General features: G+C 68.1%; 25 protein-coding genes. 18 read left to right on the forward strand and 7 right to left on the reverse strand.

Features of this window, described 5'->3' with window-relative positions:
* The first annotated feature begins 496 nt into the window (after positions 1–496).
* From AC3EO4_RS03080 to AC3EO4_RS03100, 5 genes are all read left to right on the forward strand, one after another.
* Positions 497–865 carry a recombinase family protein gene (locus AC3EO4_RS03080; protein ID WP_379578920.1) on the forward strand — a complete coding sequence of 123 codons (369 nt, stop codon included), beginning with the start codon at positions 497–499 and terminating at the stop codon, positions 863–865.
* On the forward strand, positions 862–2,322 hold the full coding sequence (locus tag AC3EO4_RS03085) for a recombinase family protein (RefSeq protein WP_379578918.1): 1,461 nt from the start codon (positions 862–864) through the stop codon (positions 2,320–2,322). The genes AC3EO4_RS03080 and AC3EO4_RS03085 overlap by 4 nt, the downstream gene beginning before the upstream one ends.
* A gap of 142 nt (positions 2,323–2,464) precedes the next feature.
* Entirely contained in the window at positions 2,465–2,614 is a 150-nt protein-coding gene (locus AC3EO4_RS03090; protein ID WP_379578916.1) for a hypothetical protein, read from the forward strand.
* A gap of 650 nt (positions 2,615–3,264) precedes the next feature.
* Positions 3,265–3,564: a hypothetical protein gene (locus AC3EO4_RS03095; RefSeq protein ID WP_379578914.1), complete on the forward strand. Its 300-nt coding sequence runs from the start codon at positions 3,265–3,267 to the stop codon at positions 3,562–3,564.
* A 336-nt stretch (positions 3,565–3,900) separates the two neighbouring features.
* Positions 3,901–4,368, forward strand: coding sequence for a cupin domain-containing protein (locus AC3EO4_RS03100; protein WP_379578912.1), 468 nt, complete (start codon positions 3,901–3,903; stop codon positions 4,366–4,368).
* A gap of 154 nt (positions 4,369–4,522) precedes the next feature.
* On the opposite strand, the gene AC3EO4_RS03105 is transcribed toward AC3EO4_RS03100, so the two are convergent.
* A complete protein-coding gene (locus AC3EO4_RS03105) occupies positions 4,523–4,735 on the reverse strand; it encodes a recombinase family protein (protein WP_379578910.1) in 213 nt (70 codons plus the stop codon).
* A gap of 532 nt (positions 4,736–5,267) precedes the next feature.
* Between AC3EO4_RS03105 and AC3EO4_RS03110 the strand changes: the two genes are divergently transcribed.
* From AC3EO4_RS03110 to AC3EO4_RS03120, 3 genes are all read left to right on the forward strand, one after another.
* Complete coding sequence (locus AC3EO4_RS03110; RefSeq protein ID WP_431893537.1) at positions 5,268–5,756, forward strand: site-specific integrase; 489 nt, start codon at positions 5,268–5,270, stop codon at positions 5,754–5,756.
* Entirely contained in the window at positions 5,725–6,252 is a 528-nt protein-coding gene (locus AC3EO4_RS03115; protein ID WP_431893675.1) for a tyrosine-type recombinase/integrase, read from the forward strand. The genes AC3EO4_RS03110 and AC3EO4_RS03115 overlap by 32 nt, the downstream gene beginning before the upstream one ends.
* 135 nt (positions 6,253–6,387) lie before the next feature.
* Positions 6,388–6,528, forward strand: coding sequence for a pyridoxamine 5'-phosphate oxidase family protein (locus AC3EO4_RS03120; RefSeq protein ID WP_379578906.1), 141 nt, complete (start codon positions 6,388–6,390; stop codon positions 6,526–6,528).
* On the opposite strand, the gene AC3EO4_RS03125 is transcribed toward AC3EO4_RS03120, so the two are convergent.
* Positions 6,491–7,744 carry a hypothetical protein gene (locus tag AC3EO4_RS03125; RefSeq protein WP_379578904.1) on the reverse strand — a complete coding sequence of 418 codons (1,254 nt, stop codon included), beginning with the start codon at positions 7,742–7,744 and terminating at the stop codon, positions 6,491–6,493. The genes AC3EO4_RS03120 and AC3EO4_RS03125 overlap by 38 nt on opposite strands.
* 86 nt (positions 7,745–7,830) lie before the next feature.
* Between AC3EO4_RS03125 and AC3EO4_RS03130 the strand changes: the two genes are divergently transcribed.
* The 4 genes from AC3EO4_RS03130 (at position 7,831) to AC3EO4_RS03145 (ending at position 10,594) form a co-directional block, all read left to right on the forward strand.
* Positions 7,831–8,106 carry a hypothetical protein gene (locus AC3EO4_RS03130; protein WP_379578902.1) on the forward strand — a complete coding sequence of 92 codons (276 nt, stop codon included), beginning with the start codon at positions 7,831–7,833 and terminating at the stop codon, positions 8,104–8,106.
* A 53-nt stretch (positions 8,107–8,159) separates the two neighbouring features.
* Positions 8,160–8,693: a hypothetical protein gene (locus AC3EO4_RS03135; RefSeq protein ID WP_379578900.1), complete on the forward strand. Its 534-nt coding sequence runs from the start codon at positions 8,160–8,162 to the stop codon at positions 8,691–8,693.
* 151 nt (positions 8,694–8,844) lie between these two features.
* On the forward strand, positions 8,845–9,873 hold the full coding sequence (locus tag AC3EO4_RS03140; RefSeq protein WP_431893539.1) for a hypothetical protein: 1,029 nt from the start codon (positions 8,845–8,847) through the stop codon (positions 9,871–9,873).
* A gap of 328 nt (positions 9,874–10,201) precedes the next feature.
* Complete coding sequence (locus AC3EO4_RS03145) at positions 10,202–10,594, forward strand: hypothetical protein (RefSeq protein ID WP_431893541.1); 393 nt, start codon at positions 10,202–10,204, stop codon at positions 10,592–10,594.
* A gap of 46 nt (positions 10,595–10,640) precedes the next feature.
* Here AC3EO4_RS03145 and AC3EO4_RS03150 read toward each other — a convergent pair whose 3' ends face one another.
* Positions 10,641–10,952, reverse strand: a complete 312-nt coding sequence (locus AC3EO4_RS03150; protein ID WP_488186327.1) for a hypothetical protein — start codon at positions 10,950–10,952, stop codon at positions 10,641–10,643.
* 223 nt (positions 10,953–11,175) lie between these two features.
* On the opposite strand from AC3EO4_RS03150, the gene AC3EO4_RS03155 reads away from it, so the two are divergent.
* Together AC3EO4_RS03155 and AC3EO4_RS03160 are read left to right on the forward strand one after the other, a co-directional pair.
* Positions 11,176–11,544: a hypothetical protein gene (locus AC3EO4_RS03155; RefSeq protein WP_431893545.1), complete on the forward strand. Its 369-nt coding sequence runs from the start codon at positions 11,176–11,178 to the stop codon at positions 11,542–11,544.
* A complete protein-coding gene (locus AC3EO4_RS03160) occupies positions 11,541–11,828 on the forward strand; it encodes a DUF3800 domain-containing protein (RefSeq protein WP_431893548.1) in 288 nt (95 codons plus the stop codon). The genes AC3EO4_RS03155 and AC3EO4_RS03160 overlap by 4 nt, the downstream gene beginning before the upstream one ends.
* Positions 11,829–12,664: 836 nt before the next feature.
* Here the strand turns inward: AC3EO4_RS03160 and AC3EO4_RS03165 are convergent.
* From AC3EO4_RS03165 to AC3EO4_RS03175, 3 genes are all read right to left on the reverse strand, one after another.
* Entirely contained in the window at positions 12,665–13,372 is a 708-nt protein-coding gene (locus AC3EO4_RS03165) for a hypothetical protein (RefSeq protein WP_431893550.1), read from the reverse strand.
* Positions 13,373–13,436: 64 nt separating this feature from the next.
* Entirely contained in the window at positions 13,437–13,943 is a 507-nt protein-coding gene (locus AC3EO4_RS03170; protein WP_431893553.1) for a hypothetical protein, read from the reverse strand.
* A 119-nt stretch (positions 13,944–14,062) separates the two neighbouring features.
* On the reverse strand, positions 14,063–14,455 hold the full coding sequence (locus tag AC3EO4_RS03175) for a hypothetical protein (protein ID WP_379578884.1): 393 nt from the start codon (positions 14,453–14,455) through the stop codon (positions 14,063–14,065).
* Between the two features lie 462 nt (positions 14,456–14,917).
* Between AC3EO4_RS03175 and AC3EO4_RS03180 the strand changes: the two genes are divergently transcribed.
* Together AC3EO4_RS03180 and AC3EO4_RS03185 are read left to right on the forward strand one after the other, a co-directional pair.
* Positions 14,918–15,160 carry a hypothetical protein gene (locus AC3EO4_RS03180; RefSeq protein ID WP_379578882.1) on the forward strand — a complete coding sequence of 81 codons (243 nt, stop codon included), beginning with the start codon at positions 14,918–14,920 and terminating at the stop codon, positions 15,158–15,160.
* Between the two features lie 181 nt (positions 15,161–15,341).
* Positions 15,342–16,217: a hypothetical protein gene (locus tag AC3EO4_RS03185; RefSeq protein WP_431893556.1), complete on the forward strand. Its 876-nt coding sequence runs from the start codon at positions 15,342–15,344 to the stop codon at positions 16,215–16,217.
* 77 nt (positions 16,218–16,294) lie between these two features.
* On the opposite strand, the gene AC3EO4_RS03190 is transcribed toward AC3EO4_RS03185, so the two are convergent.
* Positions 16,295–16,471 carry a hypothetical protein gene (locus AC3EO4_RS03190; protein WP_379578878.1) on the reverse strand — a complete coding sequence of 59 codons (177 nt, stop codon included), beginning with the start codon at positions 16,469–16,471 and terminating at the stop codon, positions 16,295–16,297.
* 167 nt (positions 16,472–16,638) lie between these two features.
* On the opposite strand from AC3EO4_RS03190, the gene AC3EO4_RS03195 reads away from it, so the two are divergent.
* Complete coding sequence (locus AC3EO4_RS03195) at positions 16,639–17,556, forward strand: hypothetical protein (RefSeq protein ID WP_379578876.1); 918 nt, start codon at positions 16,639–16,641, stop codon at positions 17,554–17,556.
* 2 nt (positions 17,557–17,558) lie between these two features.
* Positions 17,559–18,608: a hypothetical protein gene (locus AC3EO4_RS03200; protein WP_379578874.1), complete on the forward strand. Its 1,050-nt coding sequence runs from the start codon at positions 17,559–17,561 to the stop codon at positions 18,606–18,608.
* Positions 18,609–18,614 lie beyond the last annotated feature (6 nt).

Consider the following 18,614-nt stretch of genomic DNA (forward strand, 5'->3'; position numbering starts at 1 on the left):
GCAGTGATCCGTCGGCGGCTCGATCATCTGACTAACATATAGCTTCGACGTGCGGTAAGGCCACGCCTGGTGCTGGGGGTGGGGTCTGACATCCGGTCCGGGGACAATGACGGACTGGCTTCCGGTGGGGTGTGGTCGTATTCTCGGCGCCAGGTCAGCGGGAATGTCTCCCCTATATGTCGTGCTGATAATCGAGTCGCGGAATATCTCGCCGTCGTATAAGTGGGGGGTGCCTGGGTGCCCGGGCGCGTGGCCCGGGCGGGGCCGCAGGTCAGGAAGGGGCGTCGCAGATGTGGTGTGCAGCAGCTGACGTGGGTCCTCTGCCGTCGTGTGGCCGATTGGCCGCCTCCTGCCGTCAGGGGGACAGATGACCGGGAATCTTGATGGCCTCCAGACAGCTCTGAGCGCCCCTGAGAGCGCCGAAGCCCGGCCTCCGGGTCTCAGGCTTCATGACGGCGTCCGCTGGGCGCTGTACGCGCGTTCTGGGGGAGGCAGCATGGAGGCGGTCGGTGACCAGTTCGCGTTCATGGAGGCGACCGTCGACCGCCTGGGCGGAGACGTCGCCGAGCACTTCTCCGACCTGGGTCGGCCCGGCGAGGGCCTGCGCGCGTTGATGCGGGCCGCCTACCTCGGCCGGTTCGACCGGGTCATGGCGTGGAGCCTGGACCGGTTCGGGTGGGCGCACGTCGACCTCGTCGCGACGCTGACAACCCTGCGCGACACCGGTGCGCGCGTCACCATGGCCGGCACCGACGAGGACGTCGACGGCGCCTACGTCGCCTATTCGATCAGCCTCGCGGCCGCCGACTCCGATGTGGCCCGCCGCGTGCGGGCAGCTCGCCGTCGCCGCGGCGAGGCTCGATGAGCCTGCTGCCGTATGCGTCGCTGGAGCTGGGCTACACCGGGCGTGTGTGGGGGATCTATGTGCGGATCTCCCTGGACCGCTTCGGTGCTGGCCTGGGCGTGCAGCGGCAGGAGAGCGAGGTCCGCGAGATGATCGCGCGGCTTGATCCGCTCGCCGTGATCCACTTCATCTACGACGACAACGACATGTCCGCGAGTAACCGGCGCAAGAAGCGCAAGGGCTACGAACGGATGACCTCGGACATCGAATTAGGCGTGATCGACGCGGTCGGCTGCTGGCATTTGGACCGCGTGACGCGCCGCAACATGGAACTCGAATATCTCTGCGAATACGCGGAGCTGAGGGGCACTCTCTTCGCCGCTGTTCACGGGGACTTCGACCTGCGGACTTCGACCGGGCGAATGTCGGCGCGCATGCACGCGGCGGCCGCCCGGCGGGAGGTCGAAGCGAAAGCCGAAAGGCAACGCGCGGCCAATAAGCAAAGAGCACTACGAGGCGAGAGTTGGTACGGCGGGATGCGTCCCTACGGCTACGACAAAGACGGCAAGACCATCATCGAGGTAGAGGCACAGGTCTTGCGGGACGTCGCCGAGCGGGTCATCGCCGGTGACAGCCTCCGCTCCATCGTGGTCGACCTCGACAGGCGGGAAATCCGCACGACGACGGGCAAGCCGTGGCAGGCGGTGACGCTGCGCCGGGCGCTGCAGAACCCGCGGATCGCCGGCTGGCGCACCGCGGACGGCGAGAAGGTCGCCAAGGGCCAGTGGGATCCGATCATCAGTGATGAGACACAGGCCAAGCTGGTGGCGATCCTGAGCGACCCGGAGCGGAAGAAGGGCGGCGGCGGCGGGACCGCGGCCCGCAAGTACCTGCTGTCGGGCGGGTTCGTCGTGTGCGGCATCCCTGGCTGCGGCAAGGCGCTGCAGTCCCAGCCGAGCAACAGCGGCGCCCGCGGCTACGTCTGCCGTAAGGCGCCGCCGGTGGGCGGGTGCGGCCGTATCCGCGTCGCCGCCGAGGCGCTGGAGCAGGAGGTCGCCGCCCGGGCGCTGTCGCGGTTCGCGTCCCCGGCGATCGCCCGGCGGTTGCGCGAGGCGATGGGCGCGCAGTCGGAGTCGGCGATCCTCGACCAGATCCGCGAGTACGAGGAGCGCATCGAGTCGGTCGCCGGCGACTACGCCAGGGGCGAGCTGTCCAAGATGGCGTTCAAGTCGGCCGAGCGGACCGCCGAGGAGGAGATTAAGAAGTTGCGCGGGCAGATCTCGACCGCCAACCGGTTGGCCAACCTGCCTGAAGGGCTCGGCCCGAAGGAACTGGCCGAGTGGTGGGTGAACGCATCGCTGGATCAGCGCCGCGACTTGATCGGTACGGTGCTCGACCACGTCGCGGTCGGCCCGGTGACGCGGGTGGGCTTCACCGGCCTAGATGAGGAGCGGCTCAACTGGGTGTGGAAGGTGTGACCGCCCGAACCCGCGTGGTTGTGGCGAATCCTCCATTTCCGCTGCGCGGCGCGTGATCGGACGCCTACGCTGGGCGATGTCGATCCCTGGGAGATCGCCCGTTGGGTTGCCCTCACCGCACCATGCAACACGGAGGGTTCCTGTGGAAGACGTCGAGCGCCTCGCCGCCCGGATCGCTGAGCTCGCGGAGAGCGATCCGGTCAAGGAGATGAGCGACGACCTGGTGGAGGCAGCTGCCCGCGTGTTCGGAGCAGACGACACACCGGAGCTGGCCCACCCCGCCGTGGCGTGAGCCGACAAGGGGACGCCACAGCTCGGTTCCCTCCTGAGGGGCCGGGCGCGACACGCCGAAGGCCGCGGAATCAGCATCGGATTCCGCGGCCTTTCGCATGCCCGCACCGAGAACGCCTCGGAACACACCGGCCAGTAAGGGAACTCTTATCATCGTTAGACATCGATGCGTAGGGTAAAAATTGCAGAGACTCTCTGCGAACGCCAGGCATCACGGAGCGTGACGGGCTGAGAATGGCCCGACGCCAGGGCCGGCCGCGCCGTCGGCAACCCCGCCCTGTGGCGGGCTTCAGCCTGCCCAGCCGCTGGCGCGCTTCCCCCCGCCCGCCCGAACAGGAGGCCGACGTGCTGGACCGCCGCACGCACCGCCCGCCCGTCGCCGACCCGCGCCAGACTCGGTGAACACCCGCGCTGTTCGCTGCCGCCGTCCCGCCTGGACGGTCCGGCAGGGCGACGTCATCCACGACACCCTCGCACCGATGCGCGTCATCGGCTGGCGAGGCCTGCAGCTGCACGGCGTCACCCCCTCACGCGTGCCGGTCCGGGTCGTGCACCCGCTCGGCCGCCAGCTCGACGTCACACGGCTGATCGACTTCGACGACCCTGACGAGAAAGACACGCTGATGCCCAACCTCGCGTTCATCGCGATGAGTGTTCGTCGAGACGAACTACGGCGGCGACATGTGCGAGCTGGCGATCCGCACCTCGTGGGAGGCGCTGCAAACGTCGGGGGAGATCCCGAAGCGCCAGCTGCCGCCTCTGGTGAAGGCGCTGCGCGCCAAGCAGGGCAAACTCCTGCGCGCCGAGCCGGTCGCGCAGCTGATGATCCAGGACCGGGTCAGGTTGCGCGGAATGTTCACCGACCTGGAACGGGAGTGGGCGACGTGGATGCCGACGACCCGCTGTCGCCCGGCCGTATCGACGCGTCGGTGTACCTGGTGTACGGGCTGATCCCCGAGGCGGGCGCGGGCGCGGTCGTGCACGCGCCGCTCCCGCAGCGACCGAGCCCGAATCCGGCCCAGCCGGGTCCGGCCAGCACCTACATGCGCAGCTTCGGACACGGCCGTTAGCAGAGGCGATGCACGATCCTGGCTACGTGATGCTCAGACCGGCCACAGCCGGTCAAGCTTGTGTTCGCGCGGCCTCTCGGTGATCGCGATCGCCTACGGCAATCATTCTGCCCGAGCGCATCCTGTGCTCGACCAAGTGCCTTGAATTGATCGCAATGCGGCTGGTCAAGTTGAGTTGGGGGTATTTCCTCCACGGTCCATCGAGAAGGGGGCCGAGATGGCGGACAAGGTAGTCGTGCGCCAACCGGGCGAGGGCGATGCGTTCTGGATGCTCGGTGGCCTCTACGAGGTCAAGGCGGCAAGCGACGAGACGAACGGCGCGCTGACGGTCATGCACATGACCATCCCGGCGGGGATGGGCCCACCACTCCACACGCACGCTGGGGGCGAATACGTCTACGTCCTGGAGGGAACGATGCGCCTCCACATCGGTGACGACACCGTGGACGGCGGTCCTGGCTCCTTCTTCTACATTCCCGAAGGCACGTGGGAGACCTACGAGCCCACGAGCACTGTGCGCGTGCTCTTCTTCTACAGTCCCGGCGGGATCGACAAATTCTTCGCCGAGGTGGGCGAGCGGGCACCGGCGCGGGAGCTGCCACCTCCGTCCGAGGCGCCGCCGGACCTGGAGAGACTCGTGGCCGCGGGATCCCGCTACGGCCTCGAGTTCAGGCCACCGGTCTGATCCTGACCGCATCCGAACCGTCGGCGATGGGCTGCCCCCAGGCGCTGGACTGCGATGGCTGCCGCGGGCGGCTCTCGAGGATTACGCGCTGGCCGTGGTCGAGGGCAGGGAAGGTGACATGCTCGCGATGACGCTCCCGCACGAGTAGGTTCTGCTAAGTGGCCGACTGCGGCGGGAACTCGCGCAGCTTGCGCACGATCTCCCGCGGCGTCCACGAGGTGCCGCCGGGCGGGGGTGCCCCGCCATCGTTCAAGATGTCGGCGATCTCTTCGGCCGACACACCCGACAGGTACAGGGCGACCATCTCGTACACGAGCTCGGCAGGCGTCGCGTCGGTGTACTTCGTCGCCTCTGACTCGGTTGGCATGCTTCAACACTAAGGCGGGTGCGAGGCCGCTTGGCGATATTGGACACCGTTGACGGAAGTTGACAGCTGGAGCCGGAGCGCCGCGACGAACACGGAACCGGTCAGTTCAGACTTGGGGGCGGCGCCGACCGCTGCGAGGCGTGCACCCCCGCGCCGTCCGGACACTGCATCGGCATAGCGGCCGGCTGCCGCCCGCGCCAGCCTAGCCGCCCCTCCTGTAGGAGCCGCTTGCCCGCGCCTGCACTCGCGACTCGGAAAGGGAGCGCCGGGCCATCCTCATGCAGCCGCCCCGGGGAAGCGGACAGCCCGGACGGGACGGGCAGGAAAGTCGCATGAAGGTGTCAGTCGGGCTGCTCCTCTGTAGTGGCCCCTATATATAGGTGTGCGCTTGACTCTGGCTTGGTGAACCGGATGCTAAGGCTGCCTCCGGTAGGGGATGGCTTAACCGGGGCAAGGCGGGTGCGTGCCTGGGACTCCTGGAATCGCGCGCATAATCCCGATTATGCATACCGGATCTTGGTAGTGTCATTACGTGACCACACTCAGTCACCGATCCGGGCATGCGGGCACACTCGCCACCATCGAGGAGTTAACGGACTTCACGGATCAGTGGCTCGTCAACCGCGACCTGTCGGACAACACTCGCGCCGCCTACCGCCGTGACGTCCTCCAGTACCTCGCCTGGTGCCACACCGCCGGCATGGACCCGATCGCCGCCCGCTGGACCCACATCAACACCTACGCCCGGCACCTCGAGACCGTCCCCGCGCACCCCAAGTCGCCAAAGCTCCTCGCCAAGCGCAGCATCGCCAGGAAGCTGTCGGCCCTGTCGTCCTGGTACGGCTTCCTGCACAAGCTCGAAGTGCTCCCGTCCAACCCCGGTCGACGCCGCCGACAAGCCGAAGATCGACCGCGACCACACCGCCACCGGCGGCTTCACCGAGGCCGAAGCCGCCGCCATCGTCGCCGCCGCCCGCACCGACCAGTACATCGGGCCGCTCTGCGCCGCTGCCCTCGCTGAGACCATGGTTGCGCTCGGCGCCCGCGTCACCGAGCTCTGCTTGACCACCGTCGACGATCTCGGCTACCGGGAGGGCAACCACACGCTGACCCTGCGCAAGATGAAGGGCGGCAAGACACGAGTGCGCAGCCTCCCACCGGCCGCGCGTGCCGCTATCGAGACGATGCTTGCGGCCCGCTCTCACGCCAAGCCCGACGAGCCCCTGTTCATCGACCGGGACGGCCGACCGCTCGACAGGCATATGGTCTACCGCTTCGTCCGTCGCGCGGCGCGCAACGCCGACGTCCCCTCCGCCGCGAAGATCACACCACACTCGTTCCGGCACGCGTGGGCAGCCGCTGCCCGCCGCGCGGGCGCCGACCTCGAAGATCGGCAACACGCCCTCGGGCACGCCGACCCGCGCACCACCCAGGGGTACGACCGTGCCAGCCGGTCGCTGGCCTCCGATCCCGCTTACCTGGTAGCGGCCGCCATCGCGAAGGCGTCTTCCGAATGAGCGGCATCGGCCCTCAGTCGCCCGCTAGGAAGGATGCGCCCGCATGAGAGCTCGGCGTCCGCGTGCCGTACATCGTCGCCTTGACCGTCGAGGACGTCACGCCACGAACGACGCGTCATCTCGCTGCCCGAGGCCATGGACCACCTGATCGCCTACTACCGGGGCGTGTCCGGCGAGCACAGCGACTGGGACGACTATCGCGCGGCCATGGAACGCGAACGGCGCCTCGTGCTGAGGATCACGCTCGACCGGGCCGGACCCGACCATCACGCCTGAGCACGACCGCCTCGCCGCCGGGGGCGTAATCCCCGTACACGCCCGTCTCGCCCACGGCCCAGACGTCCTTCGAGCCGGGGATGGCGGCGACGACACGCATCTTCCCGTTCGGGGCGTACTCCCTGGTCCAGTTCTTGCCGTCAAAGTGCAGGAACAGCGCGTCGCCCGGGCGGTCGAGGTCGTGTCCCAGGATCCACACGTCGTCGGGGCCCACGGCGGTGACGCCGGTCAACGTGGCGTTCATCGGCGGCGGCGCCACCCGCTGCCATGAGCGCCCGTCCCAGTGCATGACCAGAGGGACGACGGTGAGGTCTTCCTCCTCATGCATCACGTGGGCCACCCATTCGTCGCATGAGTCGGCGGCGGACCGCCTGGTCTGGGAACTGCGGACGACCTTCCCCACGGCCCACACGTCCGTGGGGCTGATCTGCGCGACGGAGGTCAATGTGCCGCCCGGGGCCAGGGGTAGCGACATGGTCCTCCACCGCCGGTATCCCTCCCGGTCCTCCTTCACGCTGTGCTCGACGGCCGGGCCGATGTCCGTGCAGTCCTCGTTGGGCGCCGCGCCCACCATCCAGGCGTGTCCCGACCTGGCGGTGACCGCCGAGAAGCGGCCCTGGCTCGGGCCGGATTCGAGCCGGAAGCGGCCGCGGCCGCCGGTGGCGGTGAACGGTCGTCCATCGGCCCTCGTACCGATCAGCACCACCGTGTCGCCGTCCGTCGCGATGTCGTCGAACACCTCGTCCTTGGAGATGCCGAACGGCCGCTGCTGGGTCCAGCGGCGCCCGTCCCAGTGGGCGACCGTGTCCGAGCCCGCGATCCAGAGGTCGTCGGGGCCGGTCGCGTCGAAACTCCCATAGCCGAAGATCGGCGGATCAGGCAGCCTGGACCAGGTACTGCCGTTCCAGCGGAACACGACGCCGAAGCCGGGATCCTCTTCGAACTCGGCGTCCTGGAAAGCGTGCGCCCACGCCTGCCGGGGGCCCGTCGCCACGATGTCGGCGACTCCGGCGTCCGGCTCGAGCGACAGCTTGCCGGCCCCCTTCCACTGCCGGGAGTGGGTGGGGGCGGGGCTCGCGCCGGGGCCGGGGGAGGATGACGTCGTCGGGCTCGCGGTCGCAGCCGCCGTCACCCGCTCCCGGCCGGTCCCGCCCGAGCAGGCGGCCAGCAGTGACAGGAGAGCCGCCGCGGCTGTCGCTCGTTGTGCGATCTTCACCCGGTGGATTATCCCGAGATCTCCGGTACGGCAGGCCGGGCTCGGGCGAGATCTGTCCGGCTGCCCCGCACCACCCCGGCGCGACTGTGCGCCCGCCTAAGGCGCAAGGCGAGGCCATCGCAGGGCTGCTCGCCGCGCTGGAGGGCAACGACAACGCCTTACTGGCGTTCAGCAACATACTGATTCTGAAGGTCGATGGGGTGCCATTGGTCCGTGAGCTGACCCCTGAACAGGTCGAACATCTACAGAAGAACCCGCGACTGTATGGCGATCCCAGACTGGCGCTAGCCCTCCTCGACGTCGGCCTGGCTTCCATCGGGGAAAGAGCGTCAGAGGAAGGGCCGCAGGCCATTACGCCCTGAGCAATGTCCACCCGCAGCCACGGGCCTTCCCCAGCCCTCTTCCGAATGAGAGCGTGACGTTCGCGAGACTTGAAGATGACGCGATCGACGATCTCGACCGTGTGCGGGGGCAGACCCACCATCTACTCGGTGAGGCGGGTGACCAGCTTGCGCAGGGCCTTGTACAGGCGGTGGCCAAGCTGTACCTGCGCCGCGATGGCGGCTACTTCCACCCAACACCGGGCGACAACTGGACAGATGCCACCTACGAGGCCGTGCTCGAGGTGCCACCGTCATCGATCCCGGAATACACCGCGGAGGTCACCGACCGCATTTGGAGGAAGCTGGAGACAGTGCTGCGGCGACACGGACGCAGGGACGTCTTCGGAGTCGTCATCGAACCAACGCTCTCCTCGTTGCCGGAAGTGAACGCCGACTGGCGGGCACAAGCAGCCATCGAGCCGCCGACCAATCAGGCCCGACGGGAGCGAGCAGACGGGGGATACCCCACGATGGACGGCCTGACATTCGGTAGCCGGGCCGAAATGGTGGCGGAGATCGGGTCGACGGGGTCATCTCCGGGGTGCTCCATGATCAGGCTGCTGTAGCCAGGTGGGCGGGACGGCCGCCATGCGTTGCGTCGAAGCACGACCTGTTGCCGAGACCCTCCCATTGGTGCCCGGGAGAAAGGTACTTTGAACCCTGCCGCACCGCTGCTGACCGAGGAGACCTGTGGCCACTCCGGAACGAGCGCGTTCCATGTTCGGCACGCTGATGTTCGAAGCCTGGGTCGCCGCTGGCCGGCCGCACTACGCGGCCGTGGCGAGGGAAACCAGCAGGGCGCTGATCCCGCTGACCGAAGAACAGGTCAAGGGGTTCGTCGAAGGGGACGCCGTGCCCGGTTCGTCGTACCAGATCGACGCTGTTTTGGCTTCGCTGGAGAGCTATTCGGAGTTCGAGCTCGACGGCTATCGGCCGCTGATTATGGCGAGCTGGGATGCGCTTTCCAATGTCTCCACGGAGAAACGGCCCGAGACCACCGGGGCCGGGTTCGAAGGCATCTCGAACGTCCTTGACCATGTCGTCGAGGTGGCCACGTATCTTGGTGCCGCTGGAGTGGGGGGAATAGTCGGCAACAGGGCGGACGCCGCGACGGTGAGAAGCGTCAAGGAACTGTTCACCCGAGTGCGCGAACGCTGGCTGAGCCGCAAGCCTGAGCAGGATGAGGCGCTCTCCCGGGACGAGGCGTCCGACGCCGCGCGCGCCGCCGCCAACGCTCTCGGATACCCGCTCGAATCGCTCTCCGTCCGAACGGCTGAGCAGCGCGAAGAAGGGTCGTGGCTCCTCATTCTGGACGGCCGCCGTCGTGGAACCGTGGAACACCTGCGGGTGACCGTCCCACCAGGTGACCCGGGAAACGCGACCATTTTCGTCATCCCCTCGCTGCCCTCCCGAGGTTCCGCGGAAATCCCGATCCCCCTTGCCAAGGCTCCCCGAAGGAGGTTGCGCATCGCCTTCTCCCTGAAGGTCCAGGATTTCGTCGCCAGAATGCTCACACGTGGCATGGACAGCTGGCCGAGGGCGAAGCATCCCTGGTACTGCGTGTACTGCGGCTGGAAATGCACGGAAAGACACAACCAGGTCGAGTGCAGATCCTGCGGGGAGCAGCGCCCTCTGGTCATGGGTTCGGTCACCATGCGGCAGTGCCTGACGTGCCGGAAGTTCTCTCTTGCGTCGGGCTCCTACTGCGAATGGTGCGGCACAGCCCTTCCCGCGGAATCGTCCTGACGTTCCCCGGTGGTGGCGATTCGCACGAACGAGCAGATGAGCGCTGATCAGCACCCTGCCCCATGCGGTCTAGCTGGCTGATATGCCGTCCCGAACGACGGGCGAGAAATTATCCCGAGGCCGGCCAGGCGAGCGCGCGGCCGGATGTCGTCCTGGACGGAAACCGATCGAACTGCGAGGCGAGACCCTGAGGGTCCGCGACGTCTTCCCCGTCGCATAGCCCGCCCTCCTTCGAGCCCCTCGGCAGCCGCCTGGGGGCTCCTTCATGCTGACGCCGCCTGCGGCAGAACCGCGGACGCAGGAAACCTGCTCACGAGAGGATTCACGCATGACCGATCACGAGCTTGCCGAAGAGTCGCTGACGTTGCTGCAGTACCTGGGCGGCGACCAGTTACTGCAGGCCCTCACCACGCTGATGGGCCACCACGTGCAGGCCCTGGACGCCGGCGGCCGGATCGGCGAGTACGGATACCGGGTCGGCGACACCGAGGAGCACTGGATCGACATCATGCAGATGCTCGGCCACTGGCGCATCTGCGAGAGCCGCCGCCGGCCGGTCGGCCTGTACGTCCGGTTCTGGAACTATGCGGCCCTGCGGGACGCGGCACTCGCCGCCCGCGCGTGGAAGCAGGAGACCGCGTTCGCATTGGATAGCGAGCCGTCCGGCTGGACGTGGTGTCACCACATCCGCGACGTCGACGAGGCCGCTCAGCTCGGGTAACCGCTGCGGCGGTGGCGGTGCGGCGTCAGGCGCTGTGGTTGAGTCGTCAGATCCACGTGTAGTTGTCGTCGGTGACGGCAGGCAGCGCCGCATCAGCTACCACGGCATGCGGAGAAGGCATGGCGGCCAGGGCAGGCCCTATCGGCGGGAAGATGGGAAGGCTCGCCGTCTCGCGATAGTTGATCCATTCGACGATCCCGATCTCGCGGCCGCCGTCGGGAAGCTTGTCGTACTCTTCGACCGCCATCCGGGCACGTACGTCAGGCTCGACGTGCAGCCGGTAGATCAGGTGCAGCTTGCGCGGCGGGGTGGAGCCCGGCCGGGTGACGAACGGCAAGCCGGTGCGAACCGAATCCAACTCCCCAAACCGCCGTGAGACGGATGTTTGGGGATGTCTCGTGTTAAAGCATCCCCAATTCCCGTCCAGGCGCGCAATAGAACAACATTCGGAGTCGATCGTTTAGGGGTAATTGTGCTGAATTAGTCCTGTTGGGGCTATGTGAGAGTACAGATGTCACCGTTGCCCATGTGGTAGTCAATGGAATGCGCGCCAACGTTCAACGTGACATCAGGTGGAGTTCATGTCCGAGGTCTTCATGTACGCCGACGAGACCGGCAACCTGGACTACGACGTTGCCGGCGGCGGGTCGAAGTACTTCGGGATCGGCACAGCGACCTACCAGGGCGATCATGAAAGTGCCTTCTGGCAAGGACATCGCCTGCGGTTGGCGCATGCCCGCGCCGGCGTCGAGTTTCCCAAGGGCTACCACGCGAAGAACGACAACCACCGGACGCGCATCGAAGTGTGCGACGTGATCAGAAATCAGGCTCCCCGCTTCGGCATGACATTCCTGGCCAAGGACAACGCCTACACGAATGTTCGCGACAAAGGCCAGGAGTACCTGTACAGAATCGCGTGGTCCACTTCCGAGAGATCGCGCGACAGGTGACGGCTCCAGGCGACACCCTCTACGTCGTCGTGGCGACACTGGGCACCAACAAGCGCAAGCAGATCTTCCAGGACGCGATCAAGGAAGTCTGCAACAACCACGCCCTGCTGCGCCGAGAGGTCGTCGTCTGCCACTGGGACGCATGCACCAGCTGGGGCCTGCAGGTCGCCGACTACGGCGCCTGGGCCGTCCAGCGGAAACTCGAGCGCGGCGACGAAAGCTTCATGTGGGCGGTCGAACCGACCCTGAAGAGCTGCTTCATGCCGTGGGGAAAAGCGACATAGAAGTGGCCAGCTATCCCTCACGGGAAGAGGTCCCCTGGACCTCTTGTCACTGGCCACCCTCAGTACACGGTAAAACACCAGGCGCGTCAACCGCTTCGCTCGGCGTCGTTACTTAACCGTGTCGAACGTTTGTACGATTTGGGGGTGGGGGTGGCCGTTTCCTGGCCGTTGGGCCGATCTGTCGTCACCGGAGGCCCCACTGCCCGGGCAGCCGCCCCGACACCAGCCGGACGCGGGCCGCGGCACAGCCGCTGACGGGCTACCCGAAGGCAGACCGGTAGGCTGACCGTGCGCCGCTGAGCTGTGGGCCGGGCATCCTGCGTCTGCTCGGGGGCCCGTGCCGTGACCAGTTCCCAGCCCGGCGGCTCGTCGTGAAGGTGGCGCGTGATCTCGTCGCCGCCGCCCAGCGGTGGACGGCCCGCCGCTTCCGCCACCAGGTCGCCGAACCCGACACAGCCGTGGCAGCACCGCGCCTGGGGCTACTACGACAACACACCCGAAGTGCGTCGCGGCCGAGCGGATCGGCAACGCGATGCGCATGCCGTCCGCAGAGTCCGGCTCTCCCTATGAAACCCCCCTGGCCGCCAGGGAGGGCCTGGACGGGCAGCAGTGCGGCCTCTGAAGGCTAGCGGTCTCCGTCGGCTGCTGGAAGGGAAACACCGCCTCATGTGCGAAGGCAGGCCTATAAGGGAACTATCGGCCGCCATACCTGGATGGCTTCATTCGGCCAGGCGCGCCCGGACGCCGCCGCCGCATGCCGACTCGGGCGGCCAGCCACGTCATGACCGTCCCGAAAGACGCCTCGCCCCGCTTCCCCGGCGGGAGTTTGCGCCCGGTCAGGTCCCGGGCTCTGCCCGGTCGGCCAGAGCCCGGGACACGTGATCACTTGCCGACTCGGCCGCCGTCCGGGCTTCGGGCCGCAGGACCGGCAGCCCGGCCCGCAGCCGGTTCAGGAACTCGTCGACGTCCAGGCAGCGGTCTTCCGCGTCGACGACCTCGGGCACGAACGCCTCGACGATGCTGTCCCCGACGGCGAAGTCGGCGTCGTCGTCATCGTCATCGTCGTAATTGTCCACCCAGCGCGCGCCGGGGGCGTACACGTCCATGGCGTGGTCGTAGTCGATCACCCAAGGGGTATCGACGATCCCGGTCCGCAAAGAGCCGTGGTTGTACCAGCCGTAGACCAGGTGGGTGAAGGCGCCGTCGTGGATGTAGATCTCCGCTTCGCCGCCCTCCAGGGTCTCGGCCTTGGTGTGACCGCCGACGTACAGGCCGGGCCGGTCCTCATAGAGCGCGATCGGGCCGTTGACCGTCAGGTCGCCGGTGATCACGATCAACTCGACGTCGCCCTCGGCGTCGCTGCCGCGCAGTTCGTTGATGGCGTGCAGGAAATTCCCGTCGAGGGTGAGGTCGCCGTCGAAGAACAGCACCTCGTTGTAGCCGGGCGAGGCTCCCGCACCCTCGAACACGGCGGACAATGCGCCGCCCAGGCGGGCATCGGCATCGGCATAGGACAGGGACGCGGGGATGGCGGATATCGACATGGGGAAGAGCGTAGGTCCGTGTACAGACAATCCGGCGCGCGCGACAGGGTTCTGAAGCACGGCCTTAGTCGAGATAGCTGTAGAGCTTCTTCCAGCTGCCGCCGTACAGGCAGGTGGCCGACGGCTTCGTGGCCTGGATCTCGCTGCAGACCTTCGTCTCGACCAGGACGACCTGCTTCTCGACGAAGGAGAAGGATTTCGGGGTGCCCGTGGTGCAGTCGAGTCTGTAGTGGTGTTTGGTCGCCACGCTTGCGTCCTTCTTGAGGAAGGAGATGCGGAAGATCGCCCAGCCGCAGCCCGACCCCTTGGTCAGGTCGGTGATCGCGCCATTGATCTGCACCGTGGCGGTCGTCGGCGTGGTGGACGTGTTCTGGCTGAGCACGGTGAGCCTGCCCTGGGTGACGGCCTTCCTGCCGGAGGCGAACATCGGGCCCCACGTCGTGCTGGGACCGGCCCCGACGCCCGTGGCGGCGGACGCGGAGATGGGCGCGGAAGTCGACGCGGATGCGACGGTGGCGGGTAACGCCGCCAGCAGGCCGGCGGCGATCACAATGGTAAGGCTGGTCTTCATCGGGAACTCCCCTCTCGTGTGGCGAGAGTGTGGATCTCCGCGCTTTCAGGATGGTTGAGAACCGCCGTATCTAGATCTAGAGGGTGCTCTAGGACCCGAAAGCCGCGCCGACCTGCGCTCTAGTGTCTAGAGGCGCAACCTTGAACGACCCCGTGTGGACCTCGATCTCGCGGTGAGATCTCACGGTGAGACGGGCCGCCCGGCGGGCAGGAAGCGTGCTTTCGTCGCCCCGCGGAGCAGCTGCCGGCGGGCGACGAATCCCGGCGGTGCGGGCGGCGTGCCGCCAGTCGGCGGTGGCGGCCCTGGTGGTCGCGGGCGTGGCTGCCGATCGCGCCCGCCACCATGGCCAGGCAGCGGGCCAGCTCGCTGACCTCGTTCTCCCACCCGGTCGGCGGCTCGACATCGGCGGCCTGGTCGACGTCGACGCGGGGAACGGCGGTGATCGCATCGAGCGCGGCGGCCAGGCCCGGCAGGCCAGCGAGGAACGCCCGCGCGTCGATCACGTCGTCCATAACGCCCGATTGTGGCCCCGAGGCCGCGGCCATGCCCGGGGTCGCGCATTGCAGGTGTTTCTGTCACTCCCGGCGGCTATCTTTCACATAGCGAGCGACAATCGCGATTGTCCCCGCACGGGAGGAGTGACGAGATGACGACCCCTTGCCCGTTCCCGAACTGCGAGTGCCTGCATGTCGGGTGTGACGGCGGCTGGATCAACCGCGTCGGCGCGGACGGGCGTGACTTCGTGCAGCCCTGCCATCTTTGCTGCCCGGAAGTGGCAGCGCACCTGCGGATGGCGTCGGGCTCCGGCGCCCAGGTCAGGGCTGGTCTGCGGCACCTGCCGCGCCCTTCCCGTACGCCCGAGACCGCCTCCAAGTCGCGGCACTCTCGTCGCATATAGGGAAACACTTGATACAGTCCCCGCCGATTCGTGGGGTAAGAATTGCAGTTTCCTGGCAGTTTACGGAGGCTCACGCATGGACCCCATCGCCGCCATCCCCGAAGAACGAATCCGGGAAGGGCACGGCGTCCAGCTCGTGAACGCCGTCGACGCCGACGGCACCTACGTGCGGCAGGTTGGGTTCACCGGCACGGAGGAAGAGGCGCGCCGCTACGCGCGGATGGTCACCGGACAGCTCGCACCGTCCCACGTCACAGCCGCCGACTGGCCTGCACGCAACGCAGAGGCTCACAGGCGTCGCCACTACGGCAGGCCGTGAACCAACGCCACGCGCGGCAACCCCACGGCGCCCCGCCCGGGGCGCCGTCCCGCTTCAACACCTGGAGGACGGGTGCCCCCTGAAGAACCGCCCAGACCCCGACGAGATCAACCAGCAGCTGCGGGACCTGCAGCGGTCGATCACCGCGGCGTTGAAGAAGACGAACACGAAGGTCGACAACGTGCTCGTGGCGCGGCTGCAGACGACGAACGCGGCGCTGTCGAAGCTGGCGACAGAGCGGGACCGGATCGCCGCGACCCTGGAGAAGGCCACCCAGACGGCCGCCGACGTCGCCGAACGAGCCCGCTCGAGCGCAGCCCTGTCCACCCTCACCGAGGAGGAGCGCGCCACGCCGGAAGGGATCGCGGCGGCCCTCCGCAACCGGCTGCAGGCGATCGACGCCTTCCAGGCTGATGTGCAGCGGCTGCAGAAGCGCGGCCTGGACAAGAGCCTGATCGAGCAGCTCGTCACCGGCGGGCCCGACCAGTCCGGCGCGATCGCCGACACCTTGTCGAAGGCGTCCGCCGCCACGCTCCGCGAGATCAACTCGCTGCAGCGGCGCATCAACACGAACTCGAAGTTCTTCGGCCAGCAGGCCGCGGACTTCCTGTTCGACGCCGGAGACAACGCGGGCCGCGGCTTCCTGACGGGGCTGAAGAGTCAAGAGAAGGAGATCAAGGCGCTGATGGTCGAGATCGCCAAAACCGTGTCGACGACCATCAAGAAAGAGCTGAAGATCAAGTCGCCGTCGCGGGTGCTGCGCGCCGACGGCCGCGACTCGGCGCGCGGGTACCTGCTCGGCTTGGAGGACATCGCGCCGCAGGTGCGGGCGGCGGCCGCCCGGCTCGTCGAGCCGGTCACGCCGGCGCGGACCCAGCCGTTCCGGCCCGCCCGCGAAACCGCGGCCGCGAACCGGCCGGTCGCGCCGCGCGGCCAGCAACAGACCGCCCAGGCCGTGCGCGAACTCACGATCAACAACACCTTCCACCAGGTCATGACCAGCGCGAACGAGATCGTCGCCGAGCAGGAGCGCCGCCTGACCGCGGCGCTCCGATAGGAGGACAGCAGCGTGGCCTCGACGGACTGGCTGTGTTTTTCCGGCGTGGAGGTGGCCAACAGCGCACGCGTGTACGCCTACGCGCAGGCGAGTCTCGCGCCGACGCACGCGTCGATCCGCGACTGCGGCTGCACCGGCCTGACCGAGGTCCTCGGCGACGAGCCGTACACGCTGCCCGAAACCGACGAAGCCCCCTGGTACGACCCGGCCGAGCCGTCGTCGACGGACTTCGCCGGCTTCATCGTCACCGACATCGACGGCCTGGATGCCGCGCCTGTCTCCCGCCCGGTCACCAACCGGCTTGGCGACGGTGCCGTCATCGGCCGCCGCCGCTACGGGCCGCGCACCATCACCGTGAGCGGCGTCCTCGTCGGCCGCACCGCGTGCGCCGTCGACTACGGGCACCCGCTGGCTTGCGTCGGTGCTGCGCGGCTCGCTGGCGTGCGGGGCGGGCGCGTGCGGCGGCGACGACTTGGAGTTCATGACGTGCTGCCCGACGGTGCCGGCCGGGCCGGGCGAATGCTGCCCCGGCCCGTGCACCAGCCAGACGTGCGGCGCGGGCGTGTTCCGCACGCTGCGCGACGTCGCTCTGCTCGCGGAGCCGACGGTGCAGCAGCGCATCACCGGCTGCGCCTGCTGCCCCGGCGAGCTGCGGCAGATCCAGTTCCAGCTCGTCGCCGGCCGCCCCCACGCCCTGCGGCCCGCGGTCACGGTCGCCGAAGGTGTGCATTGGCCGCCGCCGACGCCGGACGACGAATGCGTGCAGTGGTCGACCGACCCGGGCTGCCTCGACGAGGCCGGCGAATGCGCCGCCCAGCAGCCGCAGCCGTGCCCGCTCGACCCGAACTGCCCGCCGCCGGTCCTGCCGACGCTGCCGCTGCCGGACAACCCGTGCCTGTGTGAGCCGTTCACCCGCCGCCAGGTGTGCGTGGAGATCCCCGAGAACGCCGCCCCGATCTGGGCCGACCTGGTGCCGCTGCTGGAGATCTACTCCGGGTCCGGCATCCTGCGCAACATCCGGTTCCGCTTCTACCCCAACCCGTTCGGCGCGCCGTACGAGGACCTCGACCCGTGCTCCTGGTGCTCGGAGATCAACATCTCGTATCTGCCGTCGGGCGCCCGGCTGACGATGGACTCGACCCGCCGCACCATCTACGTGCAGTGCCCAGGCCGGGCCGATACCCCGGCCGAGCAGATCGTGTCCGGCCCTCAAGGACGCCCGCTCGACTGGCCGGTGCTGGAGTGCGGCATCCCGTACCTGGCGTGCATCTCTGCCGACTCCGACACGATCGCCGCCGACGCGTCGGTGACGCTCCGCACCATCGTGAGAGAGGCATAGAGATGGGGCCGCTCGGCTGCGCCGAGGAGTACACCGTCGGCATCTACGACCGGACCGGCGGCCGCCAGTACGGCACCGTCGAGGCGTCCGCTCTGGACTGGTCCCGCCTCCTGGACGACACCTCCGAAGCCAACGTCGCCGTGCCGTACCAGGGCGCCGAATGCTGCCAGCTGCTCGGCGACGCCCGCACCTGGTGCAACGAGCTGGCCGTCTTCCGCGATCAGACTCTGGTGTGGCAGGGCCCCCTGGTGAAGATCCAGCACCGCGGCGACGAGACGCTGCTGCAGGCCTGCGACGTCACCCAGTGGCTGTTCCGCCGCAAGATCCGCGCCCTGCTGGACTTCACCGGCACCAACAAAGCTGACCTCGCCGTCATCGGCCAGAGGCTCATCGAGCACGGGTTCGCGCCCGACGACCCGAACGTGCTCGCCTACCTGATGGTGTCCGCCTCCGGCATCATCGGCGAACGCAAGTACGCCAAGAACTCGGGCTACGTCCTGGACCAGCTGCGCGAGCTCGCGCGCACCGGCCTGGACTTCACCGCGCTCGGCCGGCGCATCCTACTGATGGGCGAGGGGCCGCTCGGCAGGCTGCCCGGCCTGACCGACGAGCACTTCGTCGGCCCTCTGTCGGTCATCGAGGACGGCTTGGCCGCCATCACGCACGCCACCGTCATTGGCAAGGGCGTCACCGCCCAGGCTGGCGGCGTCGGCGCGTGCGGGCTGCTGGAGTTCATCGCCACCGAGGAGGAGATCCAGGACATCGCCTCCGCGCAAGCCGAAGCCAACGCGCTCGTCGCGGCCGGCAACCCGGCGCCGCTGTTCCTGGAGGTGCCCGACGACTCACAGCTCGCGCCCGAGGCCCCGGTCGGCATCAACGACCTGATCCCGGGCGTGGTCATCCCCGTCACCTCCGAGGCGACCTGCCGTACGGTAGCGGCGGATCTGCGGCTCATCCGGCTGAAGGTGACGTTCACCGAGAACGACGGCGAGAAGGTCGGCATCACGCTCGCGCCGCCCGGCATTGACACCCCGTCGACCGTCGCGGCCTGACCCAGG

It is taken from the genome of Nonomuraea sp. bgisy101 (genome assembly GCF_057708945.1).

Coding starts and splice junctions, on each gene's coding strand:
- AC3EO4_RS03100 (WP_379578912.1), top strand. CDS start 3,901: ATGGCGGACAAGGTAGTCGTGCGCCAACCGGGCGAGGGCGATGCGTTC.
- AC3EO4_RS03175 (WP_379578884.1), bottom strand. CDS start 14,455: ATGGACGACGTGATCGACGCGCGGGCGTTCCTCGCTGGCCTGCCGGGC.
- AC3EO4_RS03190 (WP_379578878.1), bottom strand. CDS start 16,471: ATGTCGGTGACGATGAAGCCGGCGAAGTCCGTCGACGACGGCTCGGCC.
- AC3EO4_RS03080 (WP_379578920.1), top strand. CDS start 497: ATGGAGGCGGTCGGTGACCAGTTCGCGTTCATGGAGGCGACCGTCGAC.
- AC3EO4_RS03200 (WP_379578874.1), top strand. CDS start 17,559: ATGGGGCCGCTCGGCTGCGCCGAGGAGTACACCGTCGGCATCTACGAC.
- AC3EO4_RS03105 (WP_379578910.1), bottom strand. CDS start 4,735: ATGCCAACCGAGTCAGAGGCGACGAAGTACACCGACGCGACGCCTGCC.
- AC3EO4_RS03085 (WP_379578918.1), top strand. CDS start 862: ATGAGCCTGCTGCCGTATGCGTCGCTGGAGCTGGGCTACACCGGGCGT.
- AC3EO4_RS03155 (WP_431893545.1), top strand. CDS start 11,176: ATGTCCGAGGTCTTCATGTACGCCGACGAGACCGGCAACCTGGACTAC.
- AC3EO4_RS03180 (WP_379578882.1), top strand. CDS start 14,918: ATGGACCCCATCGCCGCCATCCCCGAAGAACGAATCCGGGAAGGGCAC.
- AC3EO4_RS03170 (WP_431893553.1), bottom strand. CDS start 13,943: ATGAAGACCAGCCTTACCATTGTGATCGCCGCCGGCCTGCTGGCGGCG.
- AC3EO4_RS03145 (WP_431893541.1), top strand. CDS start 10,202: ATGACCGATCACGAGCTTGCCGAAGAGTCGCTGACGTTGCTGCAGTAC.
- AC3EO4_RS03120 (WP_379578906.1), top strand. CDS start 6,388: ATGGACCACCTGATCGCCTACTACCGGGGCGTGTCCGGCGAGCACAGC.
- AC3EO4_RS03140 (WP_431893539.1), top strand. CDS start 8,845: ATGTTCGGCACGCTGATGTTCGAAGCCTGGGTCGCCGCTGGCCGGCCG.
- AC3EO4_RS03165 (WP_431893550.1), bottom strand. CDS start 13,372: ATGTCGATATCCGCCATCCCCGCGTCCCTGTCCTATGCCGATGCCGAT.